Origin of the sequence: Ferrimonas sp. SCSIO 43195, assembly GCF_023716685.1 — a bacterium.
GTDB classification, from domain to species: Bacteria; Pseudomonadota; Gammaproteobacteria; order Enterobacterales; family Shewanellaceae; genus Ferrimonas; species Ferrimonas kyonanensis.
This window is the reverse complement of record NZ_CP072679.1, coordinates 689,836-712,634: the sequence shown is the minus strand read 5'-3', so window position 1 is coordinate 712,634 and position 22,799 is coordinate 689,836. Positions and strand designations below refer to the sequence as shown.

The following is a 22,799-nucleotide window of genomic DNA, read 5'->3' as shown; positions in this document are numbered from 1 at the left end:
GTTATGCAAACTGTCGGCTTTCGCCTTCGCCGTCAACGTTGGTCACGCAGCGGCTGCACAGTGTTGGGTGAGCCTCCAGTGTGCCCACTTCTTCACGGTGGTGCCAGCAACGCTCACATTTCGCCGCTTCGGTCTTCACCAGTTTCACCTTCAGGCCAGCCAACTCAGTGTCGGCGGCATCACCCGCATCGCTCAGCGGGGCAACAGTCACGTTGGAGGTGATCATGGCAAAGCGCAACTCATCTCCCAGACGGTCCAGCAAAGCTTTCAGCTCGCCATCGGCGTACAGGGTAACGTCGGCTTCCAGGCGGTTTTTAACGCCATCGGCTTTGGCCTGTTCCAACGCCTTATTGAGTTCGGCCAACACCTCCACCAACATCTGCCACTCAGCATCGGTCAGAGCAGCATTGTCGGTCATAGGCGCCAGGCCATCGAACCACACCTGGGTAAACACAAATTCGCTGCGCTCACCTGGCATCAGTTGCCAAATCTCATCGGCGGTAAAGCTCATGATCGGCGCCATCCAGCGCACCATGGCCTCGGTGATCAGGTACAGCGCCGACTGGCAAGAGCGACGCGCCAGGCCATCGGCCTTAGCGGTGTACTGACGGTCCTTAATGATGTCCAGATAGAAGCTGCCCAGCTCGATGGAGCAGAAACGCATCAGCTTCTGAGTTACCGCCAGGAAGTTGTACTCCTCGTAGGCAGTCACAATCTCCTGCTGCAGCTGATAAGCCCGACCCACCAACCAGCGGTCCAATGCCACCATCTCATCCAGCTCGACCATGTCCCGAGACGGCTCAAAGCCACTCATGTTGGCTAGCAGGAAGCGAGAGGTGTTGCGAATACGACGATAGGCATCGGCGCTGCGCTTGAGGATCTCATCGGAAACCGTCATCTCACCGGTATAGTCGGTGGAAGCGACCCACAGGCGCAGAATGTCGGCACCCAGCTTGTTCACCACCTGCTGCGGGCTGATGACGTTACCGATGGACTTGGACATCTTGCGGCCCTTGCCATCCACGGTGAAGCCATGGGTCAGCACCTGCTTGTAGGGGGCCTTGTCCTTAATGGCAACGCCGGTCATCAGGCTGGACATGAACCAACCACGATGCTGATCCGAACCCTCAAGGTACAGGTCGGCTTCGGCACCTTGGAATTCGGGGCGCGCATCCACCACCGAGGCGTGAGTCGACCCGGAGTCAAACCACACATCCAGGGTGTCCAGGACCTTGTGGTACTGATCGGCTTCCTCGCCCAGCAACTCACTGGCGTCCAGATCCCACCAGGCCTGAATGCCGGCTTCGGCCACTCGGTCCGCCACCAGATTCATCAGGGCAACCGAGTTCGGGTGCAAGGCCTGAGTTTCGTTGTGAACGAACAGGGCGATGGGTACGCCCCAGGTACGCTGGCGAGAGATGCACCAGTCAGGGCGGCCGGCGACCATGCCTTCGATGCGGCTCTGTCCCCAGTCCGGGATCCACTGAACGTCTTTGATCTCTTCCAGGGAGCGTTCACGCAGCTTGGCCTGGTCCATGGAGATGAACCACTGTGGGGTCGCGCGGAAAATGATTGGCGTCTTATGGCGCCAGCAGTGCGGGTAGGAGTGACGGAACGCTTCGTGGTGCAGCAGCGCCCCCTTGTCCTTCAATACCTCAACCACCGCATCATTGGCTTTAAAGACGTGCTGGCCGGCAAACAGCGGGGTATCCGGCAGATAAACGCCGTTGTTGCCCACAGGGTTAGCCACTTCCAGGTTGTACTTGTTGCCCACCACAAAGTCTTCCTGACCGTGGCCAGGGGCGGTATGCACCGCACCGGTACCGGATTCGGTGGTCACGTGATCACCCAGGATCGCCGGAACCGTCATCTCATAGAAGGGATGGTTAAACTGCTGCAGTTCCAGGTCCTTACCCTGGCAGAAGCCCAGGTTATGGAATTGCTCGATGCCGGCACGATCCATCACATCTTTCACCAGGTCCGCCGCCAGAATCAGTCGCTCTGGGTGCTCACCTTCTACCTGTACCAGGGCGTACTGCAGATCGGCGTGCAAACATACGGCACGGTTGGCAGGCAGGGTCCAGGGAGTCGTGGTCCAGATCACCACCGACAACGGACCGTGACCAGTGTGACCTTCGGCGCAGTCAAACTTGTCTTCCACCAACTTGGCATCCACGGCCGAGAAACGCACGTCGATGGAGGGAGAGGTCTTATCCTCATACTCCACTTCCGCTTCCGCCAGTGCCGAGCCACAATCGGTACACCAGTGCACCGGCTTAGCGCCTTTGTGCAGGTGGCCGTTGTCGATGATCTTAGCCAACGAGCGGATGATCTCCGCTTCGGTGCCATAATCCATAGTCAGGTAAGGCTTGTCCCACTCACCCAGTACCCCCAGGCGAATAAAGTCGGCTTTCTGACCGTCTACCTGCTTATGGGCATACTCACGGCATTTCTGGCGGAACTCGGCGGCAGAGATCTTCTGCCCCGGCTTACCCACCTTACCTTCAACCTTCAGCTCAATTGGCAGACCATGGCAGTCCCAACCCGGCACATAGGGCGCATCAAAGCCCGCCAGAGTCTTGGACTTGATAATAATGTCTTTCAGAATCTTGTTGACTGAGTGACCAATGTGGATGTCGCCGTTGGCGTACGGAGGGCCATCATGCAAAATGAATGGCTTCGCTCCCTGACGGCTGGCACGAATCGCTTTATAAAGCGCTTTCTCGTCCCACTGTTTCAACATTTCCGGTTCCCGCTTGGCCAGGTTGCCTCGCATCGGGAAATCGGTTTCCGGCAGGTTTAGCGTTGATTTATAGTCGCTCATTGATCCTTTCACCATTACTCAGGCTAAAAGCTGTTAAGACACAGACAGCAGGCGTCGAGCCTGCTCCGCATCCTTGAAAATCTGATTCTTCAGGGCATCCAATGACTCAAATGCCCGCTCTTGTCGCAGGTGCTCTATCAACAGCACCTGCATGTGTTCGCCATACAGATCACCCTCGTAATCGAACAGGTGAACCTCCAGCTGGCAGCGGTTGCCCGCCACCGTCGGCCGAACGCCGACATTGGCCACCCCAGGGTATCGATGCCCCTGAGAGTCGATGGCCTGCACCGCAAACACCCCGCTCACCGGCGCCACCTTACGTTTCATAAGGATGTTCGCCGTCGGGAAGCCGATGGTGCGCCCCAGTTTGCGGCCGTGGGCAATGCGACCGGTGATCTGGTACGGGTAGCCTAACATCTGGTTGGCCAGAGTCAGGTTCCCCTGCTGCAGCGCCTGACGAATCAGTGTTGAGCTGACTCGTTGACTCGCCAGTTTAAAGCTGGCGGTCGGAACCACGTCAAAACCATGCCGCTGACCGGCCGCCGCCAGGGTATCAAAGCTGCCCTTTCGACCCTTTCCAAAACAGAAATCGTCGCCGACCACCAGGTATTTAACGTCCAGCTTTTGCACCAGCAACTGCTCGATAAACTGCTCGCTGCTGAGCTCGGCAAAACGACGGTTAAAGCTGACACACAGTACCCGCTCCACCCCCAGTGCCTGCAATCGCCGCAACTTGTCTCGCAATAAACTGATCCGGGCCGGAGCCCTATCGCCGGCAAAATGCTCCTGAGGTTGAGGCTCAAACAGCATCACCGTTACCGGAAGGTTCATGCTTTTGCCTTTGGCAACCAAAGACTTAATTACCTCAGCATGGCCCAGGTGAACGCCATCAAAATTGCCAATGGTCAATACGCACCGGCGATGCTTCGGGCGCAGATTGTGTGTACCGCGGATGAGCTCCATAGTCCTGCTTGGGCTTTTACTGTCGAAAATCGCCGGATTATACCTCAGAGTGGCGCCAGAATCAGCATTCAAACTGCACGCAAATCCCGCGGCCGGATCCCCATCACTAACAGCGTCAGCAGATACACCACCACTCCGGCGCCGATCAAGGCCGCCAGAGTCAGGGCGCGGGTAACAAACTCCATCGCCACCCACGCCGCTTCAACCGGAGACAGCCAGGCCACGCTGACCGCCATGATCACCCCGGCCACCAGCACCCGAATCAAAAACCCCCAGGTCGAGCCGCTCAGTTCAAACACCCCCTGACGCTTGAGGCCGCGATACAGCAGCAGCGCATTGAGTGTCGCCGACGCCGCGGTTGCCATCGCCAACCCCACGTAACCGAAGGGGATGGCCAGCAGCAGATTGAACCCCATGTTACTGACCATGGCGATGATGCCGTAACGCACCGGGGTCTTGGTATCCTGACGCGAGTAGTAGCCGGGTGCCAGCACTTTCACCAGCATAAAGCTAAGCAGACCGCTGCCATAAGCCATCAAGCTGGCCGCCGCCATCTGGCTGTCGTAGACACTGAATTCGCCGCGCATAAACAGCACCATCAACATCGGCTGGGCCAGGGCAATCAACCCCAGCGCCGCCGGCACCCCCAGCACCACCACGCTGCGAATGCCCCAGTCCATGGTCGAGGCGAAACCATGGCTACTGGCGTCGACGTGCTTACGGGACAGGGCCGGCAGGATCACAGTGGCAATGGCGATGCCAAACAGGCCGAGAGGAAACTCAAGCAGCCGGTCGGAGTAATACAGCCAACTGATGGAGCCGGTCATCAGGAAACTGGCGATCAGGGTATCGAACAGCAGGTTGATCTGGCTCACCGACACCCCGAACATCGCCGGTATCATTAAGGTACGAATCTTGGTGACCCCGGGGTCATGCCAGCCCCAACTGGGACGCACCAACACCTTGGCCCGCAGCAGAAACGGCAACTGAAACACAAACTGAATCAAACCACCGAGGAACACCCCCCACGCCAGCGCCAACTCCGGCTGGGCCAACTGCGGAGCCAGATACAGGGCGCAGCCGATGATGGCCACATTGAGGAACACCGGGGTAAAGGCCGCGACCGCAAATTTCCCAATGGTATTCAGAATCGCCCCGGACAAGGCGGTAAAGGTGATGAACCACAGATAGGGGAAGGTGATCTTCAACATCAGGCTGGCCATCTCAAACTTGGCGCCGTCCGGCTCGCCATTGACCCAGGCCACAAACCAACCGGTGCCAAACAGCGCCGCCAGAACCGGGGACGCCACCACCCCCACCAGGGTAACCAGGGTCACTATGGTGCCCAGGGTGCCACTGACCTTGGCGATCAACTGCCGCACCTGATCCTCACTGCCCTGCTGGCGATACTCGGTCAATACCGGCACAAAGGCCTGGGCGAAGGCCCCTTCAGCAAACAGGCGACGCAGAAAATTGGGAATTTTATTGGCCAGAAAAAAAACGTCGGCGGCGGCTCCGGCCCCCATCAGATTCGCCACGACCACGTCGCGAACCAAGCCGAGCACGCGGGAAATCAGGGTCATGGCGCTGACCACAGCCCCGGAACGCAATAACTGTTTACTCAATGAAATCTGCTCTTAACCTGAGACGGGCTCGACGAATCCTCGGTGATGCTAATAAATATCACCTCACGCCCCTGTTGCCCGACAAAAAATGCTGCTAGAATTGCGCCCCATCTTAAACTAGTTGGCCGGAAGAAAGCCAAACTTCGGAGTTTCTCCGAATTTTGATGACGCTTATTTGTGCGGTAAGATTGACATTACCCCATAAAAGCGGTATTTTCCACGGCCTTTGAAAATACGACAGCACCGTCTTTTAGGAGTTTGCCTTGGCTAACATCAAGTCTGCTAAGAAGCGTGCAATTCAATCTGAGAAGCGTCGCCAGCACAATGCTAGCCGTCGCTCCATGTTGCGCACCTATCTGAAGAAAACTGTAGCTGCTATCGCCGCTGGTGATAAAGCTGCCGCTACCGAAGCATTTAATGCCGTTATGCCGATCCTGGATCGCATGGCGACTAAAGGCCTTATTCACAAGAATAAAGCTGCCCGTCACAAGAGCCGTATGGCTGCTCAAATCAAAGCTCTGTAAGAGTTTCGATTGTTGTGATGTAAAAACCGGCCTTGGCCGGTTTTTTTTTACCTCCGATTTGCCTCTCCTGCCCATGATGCGGTTTTTTTGATACATTGCCCGGCCAAGGAACACTGATTACAAGGAACCCCATGCGCCTGACGCTGACCCTGTCTGCCGCCCTGCTGGCCGCCCAGACCGCCCTCGCCACCCCATTCTCCGATTCTGTGCTGCAGCACACCGAGGAGCTTCGCCATCATGCGATGGTCAGCCACCAATCCTGGCAGATTCTGGAGTCCCTCACCACCGAGGTTGGGCCCCGCCTTCCGGGAACCGACGGCGACAAGCGGGCCGTGGCCTGGGCCAAGCAGACCCTGAATGAGCTGGGTTTCGATCGGGTCTACGCCGAGCCGGTCACCGTTCCCCATTGGCATCGCGGCCACGCCAAGGCCAGCATTACCGCGCCGTTTCCGCAACCGCTGGTGATCAGCGCCCTGGGCAACTCCATCGGCACCCCAACCGCCGGTGTCGAAGCCGATGTGGTGGCCTTTGCCGATCTGCAGCAGCTCATAGACGCGCCGCGAGCCGACGTCGAGGGAAAAATCGTGTTCATCGACAACAAGATGGAGCGCTACCGCGATGGACGAGGCTATGGCCCGGTGGTCAAAGCCCGGGGAAAAGGCGCGGTCGAAGCCGCCCGTAAAGGTGCCGTCGCCATGATGTTGCGCAGCGTCGGCACCGACAGCCATCGCTTCGCCCACACCGGCATGATGCGTTACGCCGACGGCGTCACCCAGATCCCCGCCGCCGCCCTCTCCAACCCCGATGCCGATCAACTGGCTCGAATGCTCAAACGCTCGCAACCGGTCCGGGTGAATCTGCAATTGGGCAGCGAAGATCGCGGCCCTCAGACCTCGTACAACGTCATTGCCGAGATCACCGGCAGTCACTACCCCGACGAGATTGTGCTGATCGGGGCGCACCTGGACTCCTGGGATGAAGGCACCGGCGCACTGGACGACGGTGCCGGCGTCGCCATTGTCACCGCGGCCGCCAAACACATTCTGGAGCGGGGTAAGCGGCCCCAGCGCACCATTCGGGTGGTCCTGTTTGCCGCCGAAGAGGTCGGTCTGGTGGGTGCCAAGGCCTACAAGGCCGCCCATCAACAGGAGCTGGACAAATTCTACATCGCCGCCGAAGCGGACTTTGGCGCCGGCCCGATCTACCGCCTCGACAGCCGCGTCAATGACAGCGCCCTGCCGATGATGGATCAGGTGGCAACGCTGCTGGCCCCCTTGGGCGTCGCTCGCGGTGGCAACACCTCCTGGGGCGGGCCGGACGTCTCCATCCTGCCCGAAGCCGGGGTCCCGGTGGCCGGACTGGCGCTGGATGGCACCGACTACTTCGATTTTCACCATACCGCCGACGACACCCTGGACAAGGTGGATCCAGAGGCGCTGCGTCAAAGCACCGCCGTCTATACCCTCTATGCCTGGCTGATGGCCAATGCCCAGCAGCCACTGCGGCCGATACCTCCGGTCGAGTAAGCAACCACAAAAAAAGGGGCCTGAGGCCCCTTTTTCTATAACCTTGTCGCGGCTACACCTGGTCTCGCAAAAAAACCAGGGTGTTGGCATCGGATTGCTCGGCACTGAAGCGGTAGCCACCCTCGCTAAAGCCCTCCAGTTGCTGCAACTCAGTCACCTGCTCTCTCGCCATAAAACGCGCCATCATGCCCCGCGCCTTCTTGGCATAGAAGCTGATGATTTTATACTGGCCATTCTTAAAGTCCTTAAACACCGGCGTCACCACCTGAGCATTCAGCAACGCCGGTTTAACCGCCTTGAAGTACTCATTGGAGGCCAGGTTCACCACAACTTGAGAGTCCATTCCCGCCAGGGTTCGGTTCAGAGCATCGGTAATGGTACTGCCCCAGAAAGCATAGAGGTCCTTGCCACGAGGATTAGCCAGCTTAGTGCCCATCTCCAACCGATAGGCCTGCATCCGATCCAGCGGTTTCAGTACTCCATACAATCCAGACAAGATGCGCAGATGAGACTGGGTGTAAGCCAGTTCCTGCTCACTCAAGGAGGCGGCATCGAAACCGGTATAAACATCGCCATTAAAGGCAAAAATCGCCTGTTTGGCATTGTCCGCGGTAAAGGGGCGCTGCCACTGCTGAAACCGAGCCACATTCAGACCAGCCAGCTTGTCGCTCAGCTTCATCAGCGACGCCAGATCCGCCGGCGTCAGCTTGCGGCACACCTCAATCAGCGCCTCGGCCTCATCCAGCAACTCCGCCTCGCTGTAGCCATCACTCGGGGCCTGAGACTCAAAATCCAAATTTTTCGCAGGAGAAATAACCGCCAGCATAGGGCCCATCCATATTCAATTTGTCAGCCCTCACTATAACAACGCGCCAGCCACAAAAAAACCACGCCCTGAGGCGTGGTTTTCGATAGTGACAATCGCTAAATCATCGCCAGGGGTTACTTATCCCACACCCCTTTTTCCAGCTTACCCTTAAGCTCAGGGAAGCGGGCCGGATCAAAGCTCGGGGTTTTGCCGGCATCCAGTTGGTCGACGTAATCTTTCGCCAGCTTGATCGCCAGCCCGGACAGCGCCAGAATCGCCACGATGTTCACCACCGCCATCAGTCCCATGGAAGCGTCCGCCATATCCCAGACTACGGCCACCTTCGCCATGGCGCCAAACATCACCATCGCCAACACCGCCAGACGGAACAGCATCAACCCCTTTTTGGTGTTGCCATTGAGGAACATGATGTTGTTCTCGGCATAGCTGTAGTTGGCAATGATGGAGCTGAAGCTGAACAGAATAATGGCAAAGGCGATGAAATAGCTGGCCCAGCCGCCCAGCTCGTTGGTCAGAGCCAGTTGCAGCAGACCGATGCCAGAGGCATCACCTGGGTTATCCAGCACGCCGGACAACAGGATGATGGCCGCCGAAGCGGTACAGATAACGATGGTATCAACAAAGACACCGGTCATCTGAATGAAGCCCTGAGACGCCGGGTGCTTAGGATTCGGGTTGGCACTGGCGGCCACACTGGCCGCAGAACCCATACCCGCTTCGTTAGAGAACAACCCTCGCTTGGCACCGATGATCAGGGCCCCCAGGGCACCGCCGGCAAACTGCTCCAGGCCGAAGGCACTGTCGATGATCAGTCCCAGCGCCTCAGGCACCTTGCCCAGGTTCATCAGCACCACTACCAGGGCGACCGCCAGGTAAACCACAGCCATGATGGGCACAATGATCTCCGAAGCGTGCGCCACTTTCTTAAGGCCGCCAACGATGATCAGGCCGGTCGCCACCACCATAATCACACCCAGCACCATGGTGTCGATGCCGAAGGCGCCACCGATGGCACCGGCGATGGTGTTGGCCTGTACGGCGTTAAACACGAAACCAAAGGCGATGATCAGGAAGATAGAGAACAGGATCCCCATCCAGCGTTGACCCAGACCCTTCTCCATGTAGAAGGCTGGTCCACCGCGATAGAAGCCGTCCTCGTCCTCAACCTTAAACAGCTGAGCCAGGGTGGCCTCGATAAAGGCCGTGGACATGCCTAGCAAGGCAATGACCCACATCCAGAAGATGGCACCCGGACCGCCACCGACGATGGCCACCGCGATGCCCGCCATATTACCGGTGCCCACTCGGGCAGCCATGGAGGTACAAAACACCTGGAACGAGGAGATGCCGTGCTCGGTCTCACGACCATGGAACACCGAGTGAAACCCATGCCCCAGACGGCGGAACTGGATGAACCCCAACCGCACGGTGAAGAACAGGCCGGCAAATACCAACAGGTAGATAAGGATGTGGTTCCACAATATCGAGTTGATGGCGCCTGTGGCTGTAGCCAGAACGTCGTTCACGGCTTCCAGGGCAGACGCACCCGCAACTGCTGTAATAGTCATATTGGAATTCTTCTTTGTCGTTTAGCCGGTCCGATAGCGAACGGCTCACTATGAATGGATCTTTCCGTAACCAAATGGCGGCCTTTCATGGCCTTATCGCCCTTTTTATAAGGTAGTTATTGATTGAGCCACTGGGTATTTTTTCCACAATGGTTTAGGCGATGGAGCGGCACAGTAGCATAGGTTTCCGGAAAATTCGCGTGACCAGGATCACAACGCAACACAGCCCTATCAGTGGCGCAACAGACCCTCCACACTTAACACACCAAAAGCAAACAACGCCCCAACAAGATTGCCACCCGATTTAGTTACAACATCGAATGGGAGTCAAACTCGGCCATTTCAATTTAATTCAGCGTAAGTGGCTGCAAAATGGCGAAAAACAATCACAAAAACCACAAGAAATCACTGGCGATTACGCCTGGGAGAGCTACTGTTAATAGAGTTCGTACCCTAATGGTACGAATTCGCAAAACTAGTCCTGTAGATAAGGGAAAATCTGGAGTTAGATGATGACTAGAACACACACGCTGAGCCCTGTCGCTCTGCTACTGGCCGGCCTGGCGGTTATGCCAGCCCAGGCTAACCTGCAACCCTGGTATCTGGGGTTTGGCTTGGGGCAATCCAACTACGCCGGAGTCTGTCCGAAAACCTATGGCCAGACCACGGATTGTGATGACACCGACTTCGCCTACGACCTGTTCGCCGGTTACCTGTTTAACGACTATGTCGGACTGGAACTGGGATACGACAACCTGGGGGAAGCCAACTGGCAATCCACTCAGACCGGTCGTCGAACCGAGGCTGATGGCATCAGCCTGGGACTGGTGGGCAACTACCCGCTGACCGAGCGCTTTGACATCAATGCCGAAGTCGGCGGCTACTGGTATACCCTGGAAATCACACCGGAGCAGGCCCCGTCTCAGGACGACGACGATGTTTCTCCCTATTATGGCGTCGGGTTTGCTTATCACCTGACCGACAACCTGAAGCTGGCCGCGAAATACCGACATTATCATGAGATGGAGATCAGCAACCGCTTCAATACCGTCAGTGCCGATTATTACGGCCTTGAACTCAGCTATCGCTTCGGTAAACAGCAGCAGGCGCGCTCCATGACACCGCCGCCGCCACCACCACCGGCGCCGGCGCTGGCTCCCGAGCCGCAACCTCCGGTGGTTGCCTCAGTGGTCGCCCCGAGCCTGCCGGCAGCAGAGGCGGTCTATTTTGGCCTGGATTCCGACACTCTGGAACAGGATGAAGCCGGCAAACTCGATACAATCGGCGAATTCCTGAGCCAATATCCCGATTTTACTGCCACTATTGTCGGCCATGCAGATAAAAGTGGTAATGTGGATTACAATCAAAGACTGGGGATTCGGCGTGCCAACGCCGTCGCCGATTACTTTGCCGAGCGCTGGCAGATAGACAGCCAGCGCATGCAGGTAGACAGCCAGGGTGCCGACAATGCGGCCGCGGCTGTAAACCGGCCCGACCGCAAAGTGGTTATCAGAATTGACGACAAATAAGATCGCCTCAGGCCAGCCTTCGGGCTGGCTTACTGTAATTTTCTTACTTTATTGTTGGCAATTAGTACAAAATCGCATTTAATGGTGGGCCTGTCCGCCCACCCAGTTGTAATGGAAATAACACCTATGGCCAATGCTCTATCTCAATTAAAAGCGCTGACGACGATCGTCGCGGATACCGGTGACATCGAAGCGATCAAGCGTTACCAGCCTGAAGACGCGACCACCAACCCGTCGCTGATTCTAAAAGCGGCGCAGATCCCTGAGTACGCACCATTAATTGAAGATGCGGTAGCCTGGGCCAAGGCGCAGAGCAACGACGCCGACCAGCAACTGGAAGACGCCGCCGACAAACTTGCGGTCAACATCGGTCTGGAGATTCTCAAGATCGTTCCCGGACGCATCTCCACCGAAGTGGACGCTCGTCTCTCCTTTGACAGCAAAGGCTCGATCGAAAAGGCCAATAAGCTGATGCGCCTGTATAACGAAGCTGGTATCAGTAATGATCGCATCCTGATCAAACTGGCTTCGACCTGGGAAGGGATTCAAGCCGCCCGCCACCTCGAGGAGCAGGGCATTAACTGCAACCTGACGCTGCTATTTGGGTTTGCCCAGGCCCGTGCCTGTGCCGAAGCCGGGGTGTTCCTAATCTCTCCTTTCGTCGGCCGCATTCTCGACTGGTACAAAGCCAAGACCGGCGAATCTTACAGCGCCGACACCGATCCGGGCGTCGTTTCGGTCAGCGCCATCTACGACTACTATAAACGTCATGGCTACCAAACCGTGGTCATGGGTGCCAGCTTCCGCAACACCGGTGAGATTCTGGCCCTGGCGGGCTGCGATCGCCTGACCATCGGCCCGGGCTTGCTGGAAGAGCTGGAGCAAAGCTCAGCACCGGTCAGCCGCAAGCTCAGCTACAGCGGCGAGCTGGAAGCCCGCCCGGCCCCCATCACCGAGGCCGAGTTCCGCTGGCAGATGAACCAGGATGCCATGGCCACCGAAAAGCTGTCTGAAGGCATTCGCAACTTTGCCATCGATCAGAACAAGCTGGAAGCGATGCTGACTGAGCGTCTGGCGGGCTGATTCACGCCCTATTCCATAGGCTCCCAATTGGGGGCCTTACTGTTTTGAGAGGACCTGACATGAGCAACCTGACCTCGCTGCCATCCTGGCAAGCCCTGACAGAACACGCCGATGAGATCAAACAGAGCCATATGAAGGCGATGTTTGAGTCCGATCCAGCCCGAGCCCAGCGCTACGGCATCAGTGCCGCCGGGTTGCGGCTGGATTACTCCAAAAACCGCCTCAACGACGCAACCCTGTCACTGTTTGAACAGTTGGCCGAAGAGTGTCAGCTCGAGCAGCAACGTCAGGCGATGTTTGACGGCGTTGCCGTTAACCACACCGAACAGCGGGCAGTCTTGCATACGGCGCTGCGCAGCCACGACACCAGCCCCCTGCTGGTTGACGGCGAAGACGTTCGCGCCGAGATCGCTTCTACCCTGGATAAAATGGCCGCCTTTGTGGCCTCGGTTCACCAGGGCGAGTGGCGAGGCTATACCGACCAGCCCTTCACCGACATCGTCAGCATCGGCATCGGCGGCTCCTTCCTGGGACCGAAAATCATGGCCGAAGCCCTGAAGCCCTATTGGCGCAAAGGTCTGAACTGCCACTACGTCGCCAACGTCGACGGTACCGCCATCAGCGAAAAACTGAAGAAGCTGAACCCGGAAACCACCCTGTTTGTGATGTCGTCAAAGTCGTTCACCACCCAGGAAACCCTCACCAACACCCTCACAGCCAGAGACTGGTTCATGGCCAACGGTGGCCCGGAAGAGGCCATCGGCCAGCATTTTGTCGCGGTGACCTCCAATGTGCCGGCTGCCATCCAGTTTGGCATCGACGCCGACAACATCTTCCCGATGTGGGATTGGGTGGGTGGCCGTTACTCCATGTGGTCCGCCATTGGCCTGCCCATTGCCCTGCAGATTGGCTTTGAACAGTTCCGCCACCTACTCGACGGTGCCGAAGCCATGGATAACCACTTCAGGAGCGCACCGGTTACCCAGAACATGCCGGTGATGATGGCAATGATGGCGGTGTGGTACACCAACTTCTTTGACTCCGGCAGCCATGTGGTGCTGACCTACGACCACTACCTGCGGGGCCTGCCTGCCTACATTCAACAATTGGATATGGAGAGCAACGGCAAGGGCGTCGACAACCACAACCAATCGGTGGACTACCACACCGGCCCGGTCATCTGGGGCGGCGAAGGCACCAACGGCCAACACGCCTACCACCAGTTGATTCATCAGGGCAGCGGCATCATTCCCGCCGACTTTATCCTGCCACTGAACAGCCATAACCCTCTGGGCCGCCACCACGCCATGCTGGCCGCAAACTGCTTTGGACAAACCCAGGCTCTGATGGCCGGAAAAACCCTGGAGGAAGCCCGTCAGGAACTGCTGGACAAAGGCATCGATCCACAAGCCGCCGAGACACTGGCGCCTCATAAAGTGATGCCGGGCAATAAACCCAGCAACACCCTGCTGATGGACAAACTGACTCCGGCCACCCTCGGCGCACTGGTTGCACTCTATGAACACCGCACCTTTGTCCAGGGTGTAATTTGGCAGATCAACTCCTTCGATCAGTGGGGAGTGGAACTTGGCAAGGTACTGGGCAATTCGGTATTAGATGACCTGGAAAGTGCCACTCCCAAGTTGAATCAGGATGCCTCGACCGTCGAGCTGATTAAGATCTTCCGCAAAGGGGAGATTTAGACCGACGAATTCACCCCTTCAGGCGCAACCTTTTTGCAACATATAAGTTGCATACTGAAATCCGGCTATGGTATACCGGAATCACTGAGGCAAGCTGAGGAGGGGACCTATGGAAAGGTTGGATTACGGCTCACCACTGGGCACAGTTGTGGAAAAGCCGACTCGAACAAGGACCAACAAGAAGCGCAAGTGGCGAGAGATTGAAGCCTTGAAAGAGCGGCATCGTCTTGAAAAAGAGCTACAGGGAATCGACTTCTCATACGAGCCAGATTGGGAATCGATCGAAGCCTGACCCATTAAAAAAGCCCCGCGATGCGGGGCTTTTTGCTGCCTTCGACTGCGTTCTAGCCGTCGGCATCGGCCAGGTAATTGCGCAGATCTTCAAACTCCTGTTCGCTGCCGCGGCCGAACAGAGGATCTTCCACCAGTTTCGACGCCACCAGCTGATCCACCTGCTTCCAGTCGTCGTCATCAAAGCTGGCTTCGAGCATCGGCAGAATCTTGCTCTCCTCATACTCCAGATGACGGGTCTGCATGCGCACGAAGCGCTCAACGTCGGTAATCAACTTGTCCCGGGGAACCACGGCGTCATTGAGGATCATGCTCAGGGTGTCCAACAACTCCTCGGTGGCCACCCGCAATGACTGATGCTCCACTTCCAGTTGGCTGACCTGCTCTTCAACCCCTTTCTTTTCCAGATAATACCGATACAGGATGTCCTCCATCGGGTGATGGCTGGTATCGGCGTATTGAAGCAGATAGTGCACCACATCGCGGATCAAGGTCAGATTGACCTCCTGCCCCTCCCGCAAACTCTTGGCCTTGCCTGACAACACCCGTAGCAGGGTGAGAATGTGTTTGTGGTCGGTGTGGATCCTGGCCAGCATGGCATTCCCCCTAATAATCGCTTTAACTAATAGTAGTTAACTTTAAGTGACATCCAGTAACCCATCGCTGATTAACCTGAAGCTTCGTTGACTCAGATCAAAGCTGCCAGCAGATGGGTTTACGTCCCTGTTGCATCAGCCACTCGTTGGCTTTTGAAAAATGACCACACCCCAAAAAACCACGATGGGCCGAAAGCGGAGAAGGGTGTGGAGCCTTCAAAATCAGGTGCTTATCCGAATCCAGCGCCCGACCTTTTTTCTGGGCATGGGCGCCCCACAACATAAACACCACCGGGCGAGGCCCCTGATTCAACTCCGCCAGCAAGGCATCGGTAAACCGCTCCCAGCCCAGCCGGGCATGGGAGTGAGCCCGCCCCTGCTCCACGGTTAACACGGTGTTCAACAACAAGACGCCCTGCCTGGCCCAATCACTGAGGTTCCCCTGGGATGGAATAGCGAAATCATCGACATCCCGGTGCAACTCTTTGAAGATGTTCCGCAGCGAAGGGGGCACCTTCACGCCATCGGGCACCGAAAAACTCAGCCCATGAGCCTGACCGGGGCCATGGTAGGGATCCTGCCCCAGGATCACTACCTGCACCTGCTGCAGAGGCGTCAGGGTCAATGCCGCCAGCACCTGATCGTCTGCCGGGTAGACCGCCACGCCAGACTGCCTCAGGGTTGCCAGTCTGGCCTGCATCTCCTCGAAGTAAGTCTGTTGCCGCTCACGGTCGACAACCTCCTGCCAATCCTTGCCCATTTTCAGCCTCAGATTAAGAAAACGCAAAGCATAAACAACCCTTTATCATTGAGCAATTGATTCACTTGTCGCAAACCCCTAGGATCCCGGTACCATTCCTTAGCCAACCCAGACCATGAGACGGATCGGAGCCCACGTCAGTGCACAGGGTGGCGTTGAAAATGCGCCGCTGAATGCCGCCGCCATTAACGCCAAAGCCTTTGCCCTTTTTACCAAAAACCAACGTCGTTGGCAGGCCAAGCCGCTGACCGACGAAAGCATCCACGCATTCAAAAGCAACTGCCTTAACGTCGGCATCGCTCCTGCCCACATCCTGCCCCACGACAGCTATCTGATTAATCTCGGCCACCCAGATCCGGATGCGCTGGCCCGCTCCCGGGATGCGTTTGTGGATGAGATGCAACGCTGTCAGCAACTGGGACTGTCGCTGCTAAATTTTCATCCCGGTAGCCACCTGAGGCAGATTCCCGAAGCCCATTGCCTTCGCCTGATCAGCGACTCCATCAATCAGGCCCTGGACGCCACAGAGGGAGTCACCGCCGTCATTGAGAATACCGCCGGTCAGGGCTCCAACATGGGCCACCGCTTCGAACACCTGGCCGCCATCATCGATGCCGTCGAGGATCGCAGCCGCGTCGGTGTTTGCCTAGATACCTGCCATACCTTCGCCGCCGGGTACGACCTCTCCAGCCTCGAGGCCTGCCGGGCCACGTTTGCAGAATTTGATAGCGTGGTGGGTTTGAAGTACCTGAGCGCCATGCACCTCAATGGCAGTAAGTCCACCCTGGGCAGTCGAGTTGACCGTCACCACAGCCTGCAACAGGGGGAGATGGGCACGGAGGTGTTTCAGTTCTTAATGAACCACCCGGCCACCGATGAGATTCCCATGGTACTGGAGACCATCGACGACAGTTTGTGGTCAAAGGAGATTGAGTGGCTATACAGCCTGGAAAGGACAACCCGCTAAGCTGCCGGCTCAAATGTCAGGCAAAAAAAAGGCAGGTCAAAATATTGACCTGCCAAACTTAAGCAGCAAATGGGGCCTCAATTGATGGTGTCCCGACACAAGAAAACACCACCACCCCGACTTGCATTTAAATCAAACTGGATGAAACTGAAAACACTCACACACTGAATAAACACTTACCTGTATTACTCGGCGCGTTCATTGACTCTAACACTGATTGCTTAATCAACGAGGTGGCCATTTTGACCCCAATTGTCGTCGCCGACAAACGACGAATAATACTCCTCGAATTAATTTCACTCATCTGAAACTGCCACTCCGGTCTCATCTTTCCGGCAATGAAAATGTCATTATTCGGCCGCTGTCAGCGGTTACGTGATCTTGCCCGCACTGGCGTTATCATCGTCATTGCAAATAAGTGTCATTTCACCATCAAGCTGCTACAGTGAGCGCAATTTTTACCCAGCACTGCAGTAGGAAATACCATGATTGATTTGCGATCAGATACGGTCACTCAGCCGACTGAAGCAATGCGCCGGGCGATGGCCAGCGCGCCGGTCGGTGACGATGTGTATGGCGACGACCCCAGCGTGAATAAGTTGGAAGAGTCCGCTGCCGAGATGGCCGGATTTGAAGCGGCGCTGTTCACCAGCTCCGGTACCCAGGCTAACCTGCTGGCCCTGATGAGCCATTGTCAGCGCGGCGATGAGTATCTGTGTGGCCAGCAGGCACACAACTACCGCTACGAAGCTGGCGGTGCCGCCGTCCTGGGTTCCATCCAACCGCAACCGGTCGACAATCAGCCAGACGGCAGCCTGTGCCTGTCGCAGCTGGCAGCTCAGATTAAACCCGACGATTGCCACTTTGCCCAAACCCGGCTGATCAGCCTGGAAAACACCATCGGTGGCAAAGTGCTGCCGCTGGACTATTTGGCTGATGCGCAGTCATTTGCCTTTGAGCATGGCCTGAAGATCCACCTCGACGGCGCCCGGGTGTTTAATGCCGCCGTCAAACAACAGGTGCCCCTGACCCGCATCAGTCAGCACTTTGATTCGATGACCATCTGCCTGTCCAAAGGTCTGGCCGCGCCGGTTGGGTCACTGCTGATCGGTGACGAAGCCCTGATCACCAAGGCCAGACGCCTTAGAAAGATGCTCGGCGGTGGCATGCGCCAAGCGGGCATTATTGCAGCAGCCGGACAGTTGGCGCTGGAACAGCAGGTGGAGCGCCTCAGCATCGACCATGATAACGCCAGCCATCTTGCCCGAGAGTTGACGCAACTGGACGAGCTGAATGTGGATCTGTCTGCGGTGCAAACCAACATGGTCTTTGCTACCCTCAACCCAGCGTACGACCCGAAAGCCTTACAGCAACACCTGGAGCAACAGGGGATTCGGATTTCGGCAGCCAACCCCCTGCGCCTGGTGACCCACAAAGACATTGAACGAAGCGATCTGGATAAGGTGATTGTCCAGATAAAGGCCTTTTTTGCGAGAAACTCATAGTGAATTCAGATCGAAAACCCAGCGGCCAACTGCTGCTCAGAACCCTGGCGATGCCAGCAGACACCAACCCCAATGGTGACATCTTCGGGGGCTGGATCATGTCTCAGATGGACATGGCCGGCGGCCTGCTGGCCAAGGAGATTGCCCGCGGTCGCATCTGTACGGTCTCGGTGGACGGCATGACCTTTCACAAGCCCGTCGGTGTCGGTGATGCCGTCTGTGTCCATGGTCAGTGTACCCGAGTCGGCAACAGCTCCATGACCCTCACCCTGGAGGTCTGGGCCAAGCCGGTGCTCAAAGGCGAAAAAGATCGCTACTGCGTCACCGAAGGCACGTTCACTTATGTCGCCATCACCGAATCGGGCCGCCCGCGGACCGTGCCCCCTCAGGGCTGAGAATCTGACAAAGAAAAAGGGAGCCTGGGCTCCCTTTTTTTGGTTTGGCTGCTAGTGCAACTTCAGCTCCGGTCGCATGATGCGCTGCAGGCCATTGAGCGACATCAACAGCAACCCCTTGCTGACACCATGCAGGGCGATCAGGTGGCGTCGATACAATGAGGTGTAGACCAGCCGCGCCATCTTTCCCTCCACCGTCATGCCACCACCGACAAAGGACATCAGATTCCCCACGGTATGGAACTTGGACATGTTCACAAAGGATCCCAGATCCTTATACACATACCCCGCCAGCTTGGCCCGGGGATCCGCCATCAGCTTTTCGATGTTGTCCCCCACCAACAGCGCCATCTGCCGGGCCGTCTGACCCCGTGGCGGTACCCAGCTGCCGTCCTCCTGGGGACAGGCCGCACAATCGCCAAAGGCAAAGACGCGATCATTGCTCAGGCTCTGACAACTGGGGTGAACCATGATCTGATCCGCCTGATTGACCTCCAGACCCAAGGTGGCGAGGAATGGATGCCCCTTGACCCCGGCCGACCACAACACCATGTCCGAAGGAATGAATTGACCGTCGGCGGTATGCATCCCCTCCGGGGTCACTTCACTGATGCGAGTATCGGTTTTTACCCTCACCCCCAACTTGGCCAACTCTTTGGCCACGGCATCGCAAATGCGTGGCTTGTCGATACGAGGCAAAACCCGGTCTGTGGCTTCAATCAGGTTCACCTGCAACAGGTCTTCACGTATGTCGTAACCGTAACCTCTCAGAGTATCCGCGGCATGATGCATCTCGGCCGCCATCTCCACCCCGGTCGCGCCGGCGCCAACGATGGAGATTTCAAAGTGCTCCTGCTCCACATTGTGCTCTTTGGCGTAACGTAAGAAGCGGTGACGAATCTTCTTCCTCAGCGCCATCGCCTGTTCGGTCAGATCCAGAAAATCACAGTGTTCCTGCACTCCGGGAATGCCAAAATCATTGGTCACTGCGCCGACGCCGATCACCAGATAGTCATAGCCGATTTTTCTCTCCGGAAGGATCTCGGTGCCAAACTCATCCAGCATCGGCGCCAGTATCACCTGCCGGTCGATCTGGTTGAGACCCGCCAGCATTCCCTGTTCAAAGCGGTAGCCATTTTGAGAAGCGTGCATGCGGTAGTCCAGTGCGTTCAGCCCCTCATCGAGGCTGCCGGTGGCCAGTTCATGCAGCAGCGGCTTCCAGATATGATGATCGCAGCGATCGATCAGGGTGATCTCCGCCTTCCCTTTTCTGCCCAGTTTTCGTCCCAGCTTGGTAACGATCTCCATGCCGCCGGCGCCGCCGCCAACGATTACAATTTTGGTCATTGTGACACTCCACAGCGGGATTAGTTGAGCAACCACCAGTCGTTACAGCTCACTCCCCGGGGCCAAAATTCACCCCTGATCACGTTCTGCATCCTGGCAAATGTGACCCTCATCGAGCCGTCTGGCAGTCTAACAACGCCGTCATTCCCTTTCAAACAGACATTAATTCAACTTAATCCTTTATGATCAACCACTCATAGCTACAGAAATAGGCGATCGAGAACTCAAAATCCGCCTCGAGCCAGAAAACTCTGTCAGCAACAACTTTCAGTGACTGAAACTCAATGACGGGATTTGCGCGCCGAAAGTGGCAACCCTGGCCTCATAATCTAAAGTGGCTGAAATCAAAATAGAAAATGCCGTAGCTGCTTTTCTGAGCACGATCAGGCAGCGACGCTATCCCAAGCCAGGTAACAAGGTCAAACCAACCGCCGCTTGGTCAATGTACCACCGGCTGCAATGCCAGTAACTTACGAAACTCCGGTACCGTAACCGGTTTGCCCAGCAGGTAGCCCTGCATCAGATCACAGCCATGCTGACGTAACCAGCGCATCTGATCCTGATGCTCGACGCCCTCGGCAACGACCGTCAGTCCCAGGTTCTTGGCCAGACTGAGAATCGCTTTAGTCACCTTGCAATAATGCGGATCCCGAGGCAGTTGCTTGACAAAACTGTGGTCAATCTTAAGCACATCGAAAGGCAGTTGAGACAGGTACGCCAGCGATGAGTGACCGGTTCCAAAATCATCGATGGCAAAGCGCACACCCAGCGCCTTGATCTTCAGCATCGCCTGCTTGCCGGCCTCAAGGTTTTCCATCAGCATCGATTCGGTCAGCTCAAACTCGATCAACGACGGATCCACCTTGGTCAGCGCCAGCACCTCTTTCACCGAATCCACAAACTGTGGCACCACCAACTGCTTCACCGACACATTGATTGCCACCCCCATGCGCCGCCCTTCTCGATTCCAGCTTTTCACCTGCTCACAGGCTTGCTGAAGCACCCATTCACCGATCTCAATGATCTGACCCGATTGCTCAGCAAGTTCAATAAACTCATCCGGTGGGATCATCCCCAACTGGGGGTGCTGCCAGCGTAACAGCGCCTCGGCAGCACTGATGAATTCACTTTCACAACACTGTTGCTGGTAATACACCTTGAGCTCATTGCGCTCCAGCGCATATCGAAGATCCTGCTCCAACCTCAGTTTCCGTTGCTCTTTCTGACTCTGGGCTTCGGAGTGGAAACGGACTCGGTCTCCACCCTCATGCACCGCCCGACTAGCGGCGCAATCCGCATCCCGAATCAGACTGCCGGCATCGCGAATGGAACTTGTGGTCGAGGAGAATCCCTGACTGAGCGAGAAGAAAAACTGCCGCTCACTGCGACCGCACACCACGGGTTGCTGAAACGACGACTTCACCTTTTCCGCCAGGCGAGACACCGCTTCCGGGCGGTGACTCCCGACCCAGAGCATGGCGAACCGCGTCGACTCGAAGCGATACAATGCGATGGGTTGATCCGGCAATGACAGTTTCTGCAGTTGATTGCTGAGAATCTCGGTGGCCCGTATCAACACACCGTCACCACCGCCAAAACCCACTGCGGAAGTCACCCGTTGAAACCGGTCCAGATGCAACATGCCTACCACCAGTTCACAGCTCTGGTGAGTAAGCCAATAGTCGATGTCATGCTCGAAACGACGCCGGTTCGGCAACCCGGTCAGAAAATCATGGTTACTGCGATGTTCCATCAATTCCTGTACCTGCTGGGCCTCGGACACATCTTTTATGTGCATATGGATCCGCTCCAGCTCATCCAGCATCACCACTGTCACCGCCAGAGTCCGGCCATAAAATGTCAGCCTGTGTTCCTTCATCGGTTCCAGGCTGTCGCGATAATTCAGTGCCTCAAGCAAGGTGCGAAACATCTCTTTGGCGCAGTCAAAGCCCAGTTCAGCCGCTAAGCGATCAAAGGCCGGGTTGTGGTAAGTCAGAGTCAATTGATAGTCACAGGCCAGAGCCGGATCCGGGTTGTGTTCGGGGAACATGCTCAGCCGCTTGCGGCGACGATGCTCCCGCAAGAAGATCAACGACAGGAAGGCGATCAAGGCAATGGCCAGCCACAACAGCAACAAAAACTGCACCACCAGGCGCGTGGCCCCTTCGGTCGCTGTATGCACAAGTTGCTGATAATCACCGGCATCATTCATCAGCCCCAGATCGACGCCATCAAGCACTGACAACAAAAGCTCACTGATCTCAGCCAACTGAGGCAGGGATTCTGCGCTTTGGGGTGAGGCCGTCCACTGGCGCAGCTGCGATGACGCCAGTTGCAGCTCCTGAAACAGGGCCGCACGGTGTTGCTGCTGCTGTAACTCGGCCAGCAACTGAGTGCTGTGCTGGGCGGTGGACTCAATCTGCTGTTGCAAGCCGACGCTAATGCCCGCCTGTTCGGCATCCACCAGCAGCCCTTTGAGCTCCAGGACCTGATACCTCAATTGATGAATTCGGTTTAATTCGGGAATCTTGTGCTGCACCAGGTTGGCACTGGCATCGTCGAGACGCAATCCCATCTCCGACAGACGCCAACTAATGACGGTACCCGCCGCCATGATCACAGCAAACACCAGGGTCAATTGCCACTTCAGTGGCCGAGCAAAAATCCGTTGCATCCTTGCACCTCTTATCTCAAGGCGGGAGCCCTCCCACAGCCTATTTCCGATAAACCGGTTGCACCCAGAGCCTAGCCCGCATCCTGCGGA

18 protein-coding genes are annotated in these 22,799 nt (G+C 56.7%); 9 read left to right on the top strand and 9 right to left on the bottom strand.

Features of this window, described 5'->3' with window-relative positions; all coding sequences use genetic code 11:
- Position 1 precedes the first annotated feature (1 nt).
- From ileS to murJ, 3 genes are all read right to left on the bottom strand, one after another.
- A complete protein-coding gene (ileS, locus tag J8Z22_RS03380; RefSeq protein ID WP_252008766.1) occupies positions 2–2,824 on the bottom strand; it encodes an isoleucine--tRNA ligase in 2,823 nt (940 codons plus the stop codon).
- A 33-nt stretch (positions 2,825–2,857) separates the two neighbouring features.
- A complete protein-coding gene (gene ribF / locus J8Z22_RS03375; protein WP_028114158.1) occupies positions 2,858–3,787 on the bottom strand; it encodes a bifunctional riboflavin kinase/FAD synthetase in 930 nt (309 codons plus the stop codon).
- Positions 3,788–3,855: 68 nt separating this feature from the next.
- Positions 3,856–5,412: a murein biosynthesis integral membrane protein MurJ gene (gene murJ, locus J8Z22_RS03370; RefSeq protein WP_252008764.1), complete on the bottom strand. Its 1,557-nt coding sequence runs from the start codon at positions 5,410–5,412 to the stop codon at positions 3,856–3,858.
- 263 nt (positions 5,413–5,675) lie between these two features.
- Here murJ and rpsT point away from each other — a divergent pair, with 263 nt between their 5' ends.
- Both rpsT and J8Z22_RS03360 read left to right on the top strand, forming a co-directional pair.
- Complete coding sequence (gene rpsT / locus J8Z22_RS03365) at positions 5,676–5,936, top strand: 30S ribosomal protein S20 (protein WP_028114160.1); 261 nt, start codon at positions 5,676–5,678, stop codon at positions 5,934–5,936.
- 131 nt (positions 5,937–6,067) lie between these two features.
- Positions 6,068–7,462, top strand: a complete 1,395-nt coding sequence (locus J8Z22_RS03360; protein ID WP_252008762.1) for a M20/M25/M40 family metallo-hydrolase — start codon at positions 6,068–6,070, stop codon at positions 7,460–7,462.
- A gap of 52 nt (positions 7,463–7,514) precedes the next feature.
- On the opposite strand, the gene yaaA is transcribed toward J8Z22_RS03360, so the two are convergent.
- Both yaaA and J8Z22_RS03350 read right to left on the bottom strand, forming a co-directional pair.
- On the bottom strand, positions 7,515–8,288 hold the full coding sequence (gene yaaA / locus J8Z22_RS03355; protein WP_028114162.1) for a peroxide stress protein YaaA: 774 nt from the start codon (positions 8,286–8,288) through the stop codon (positions 7,515–7,517).
- Positions 8,289–8,404: 116 nt separating this feature from the next.
- Complete coding sequence (locus J8Z22_RS03350) at positions 8,405–9,859, bottom strand: sodium:alanine symporter family protein (RefSeq protein WP_035416171.1); 1,455 nt, start codon at positions 9,857–9,859, stop codon at positions 8,405–8,407.
- Between the two features lie 509 nt (positions 9,860–10,368).
- Here J8Z22_RS03350 and J8Z22_RS03345 point away from each other — a divergent pair.
- The 4 genes from J8Z22_RS03345 (at position 10,369) to J8Z22_RS03330 (ending at position 14,466) form a co-directional block, all read left to right on the top strand.
- Positions 10,369–11,388 carry an outer membrane beta-barrel protein gene (locus tag J8Z22_RS03345; RefSeq protein WP_252008760.1) on the top strand — a complete coding sequence of 340 codons (1,020 nt, stop codon included), beginning with the start codon at positions 10,369–10,371 and terminating at the stop codon, positions 11,386–11,388.
- 126 nt (positions 11,389–11,514) lie between these two features.
- Positions 11,515–12,471 carry a transaldolase gene (gene tal, locus J8Z22_RS03340; RefSeq protein WP_028114164.1) on the top strand — a complete coding sequence of 319 codons (957 nt, stop codon included), beginning with the start codon at positions 11,515–11,517 and terminating at the stop codon, positions 12,469–12,471.
- Positions 12,472–12,530: 59 nt separating this feature from the next.
- On the top strand, positions 12,531–14,174 hold the full coding sequence (gene pgi / locus J8Z22_RS03335; protein WP_028114165.1) for a glucose-6-phosphate isomerase: 1,644 nt from the start codon (positions 12,531–12,533) through the stop codon (positions 14,172–14,174).
- Positions 14,175–14,283: 109 nt separating this feature from the next.
- Positions 14,284–14,466 carry a DUF3545 family protein gene (locus J8Z22_RS03330; protein WP_028114166.1) on the top strand — a complete coding sequence of 61 codons (183 nt, stop codon included), beginning with the start codon at positions 14,284–14,286 and terminating at the stop codon, positions 14,464–14,466.
- A 52-nt stretch (positions 14,467–14,518) separates the two neighbouring features.
- Here J8Z22_RS03330 and J8Z22_RS03325 read toward each other — a convergent pair whose 3' ends face one another.
- Together J8Z22_RS03325 and ung are read right to left on the bottom strand one after the other, a co-directional pair.
- Positions 14,519–15,061 carry a hemerythrin domain-containing protein gene (locus tag J8Z22_RS03325; RefSeq protein ID WP_028114167.1) on the bottom strand — a complete coding sequence of 181 codons (543 nt, stop codon included), beginning with the start codon at positions 15,059–15,061 and terminating at the stop codon, positions 14,519–14,521.
- Positions 15,062–15,158: 97 nt separating this feature from the next.
- Positions 15,159–15,821: a uracil-DNA glycosylase gene (gene ung, locus J8Z22_RS03320; RefSeq protein ID WP_035416174.1), complete on the bottom strand. Its 663-nt coding sequence runs from the start codon at positions 15,819–15,821 to the stop codon at positions 15,159–15,161.
- 115 nt (positions 15,822–15,936) lie between these two features.
- Between ung and nfo the strand changes: the two genes are divergently transcribed.
- The 3 genes from nfo to yciA all read left to right on the top strand — a co-directional run bounded on the left by nfo (position 15,937) and on the right by yciA (position 18,688).
- On the top strand, positions 15,937–16,788 hold the full coding sequence (nfo, locus tag J8Z22_RS03315) for a deoxyribonuclease IV (RefSeq protein ID WP_028114169.1): 852 nt from the start codon (positions 15,937–15,939) through the stop codon (positions 16,786–16,788).
- 485 nt (positions 16,789–17,273) lie between these two features.
- Complete coding sequence (gene ltaE / locus J8Z22_RS03310) at positions 17,274–18,293, top strand: low-specificity L-threonine aldolase (RefSeq protein WP_252008758.1); 1,020 nt, start codon at positions 17,274–17,276, stop codon at positions 18,291–18,293.
- Positions 18,293–18,688: an acyl-CoA thioester hydrolase YciA gene (gene yciA / locus J8Z22_RS03305; RefSeq protein WP_281171325.1), complete on the top strand. Its 396-nt coding sequence runs from the start codon at positions 18,293–18,295 to the stop codon at positions 18,686–18,688. Before ltaE ends, yciA begins: the two co-directional genes overlap by 1 nt.
- 51 nt (positions 18,689–18,739) lie before the next feature.
- On the opposite strand, the gene J8Z22_RS03300 is transcribed toward yciA, so the two are convergent.
- On the bottom strand, positions 18,740–20,035 hold the full coding sequence (locus J8Z22_RS03300) for an NAD(P)/FAD-dependent oxidoreductase (protein WP_028114172.1): 1,296 nt from the start codon (positions 20,033–20,035) through the stop codon (positions 18,740–18,742).
- 439 nt (positions 20,036–20,474) lie between these two features.
- Entirely contained in the window at positions 20,475–22,709 is a 2,235-nt protein-coding gene (locus J8Z22_RS03295; RefSeq protein ID WP_028114173.1) for a bifunctional diguanylate cyclase/phosphodiesterase, read from the bottom strand.
- Positions 22,710–22,799: the final 90 nt, after the last annotated feature.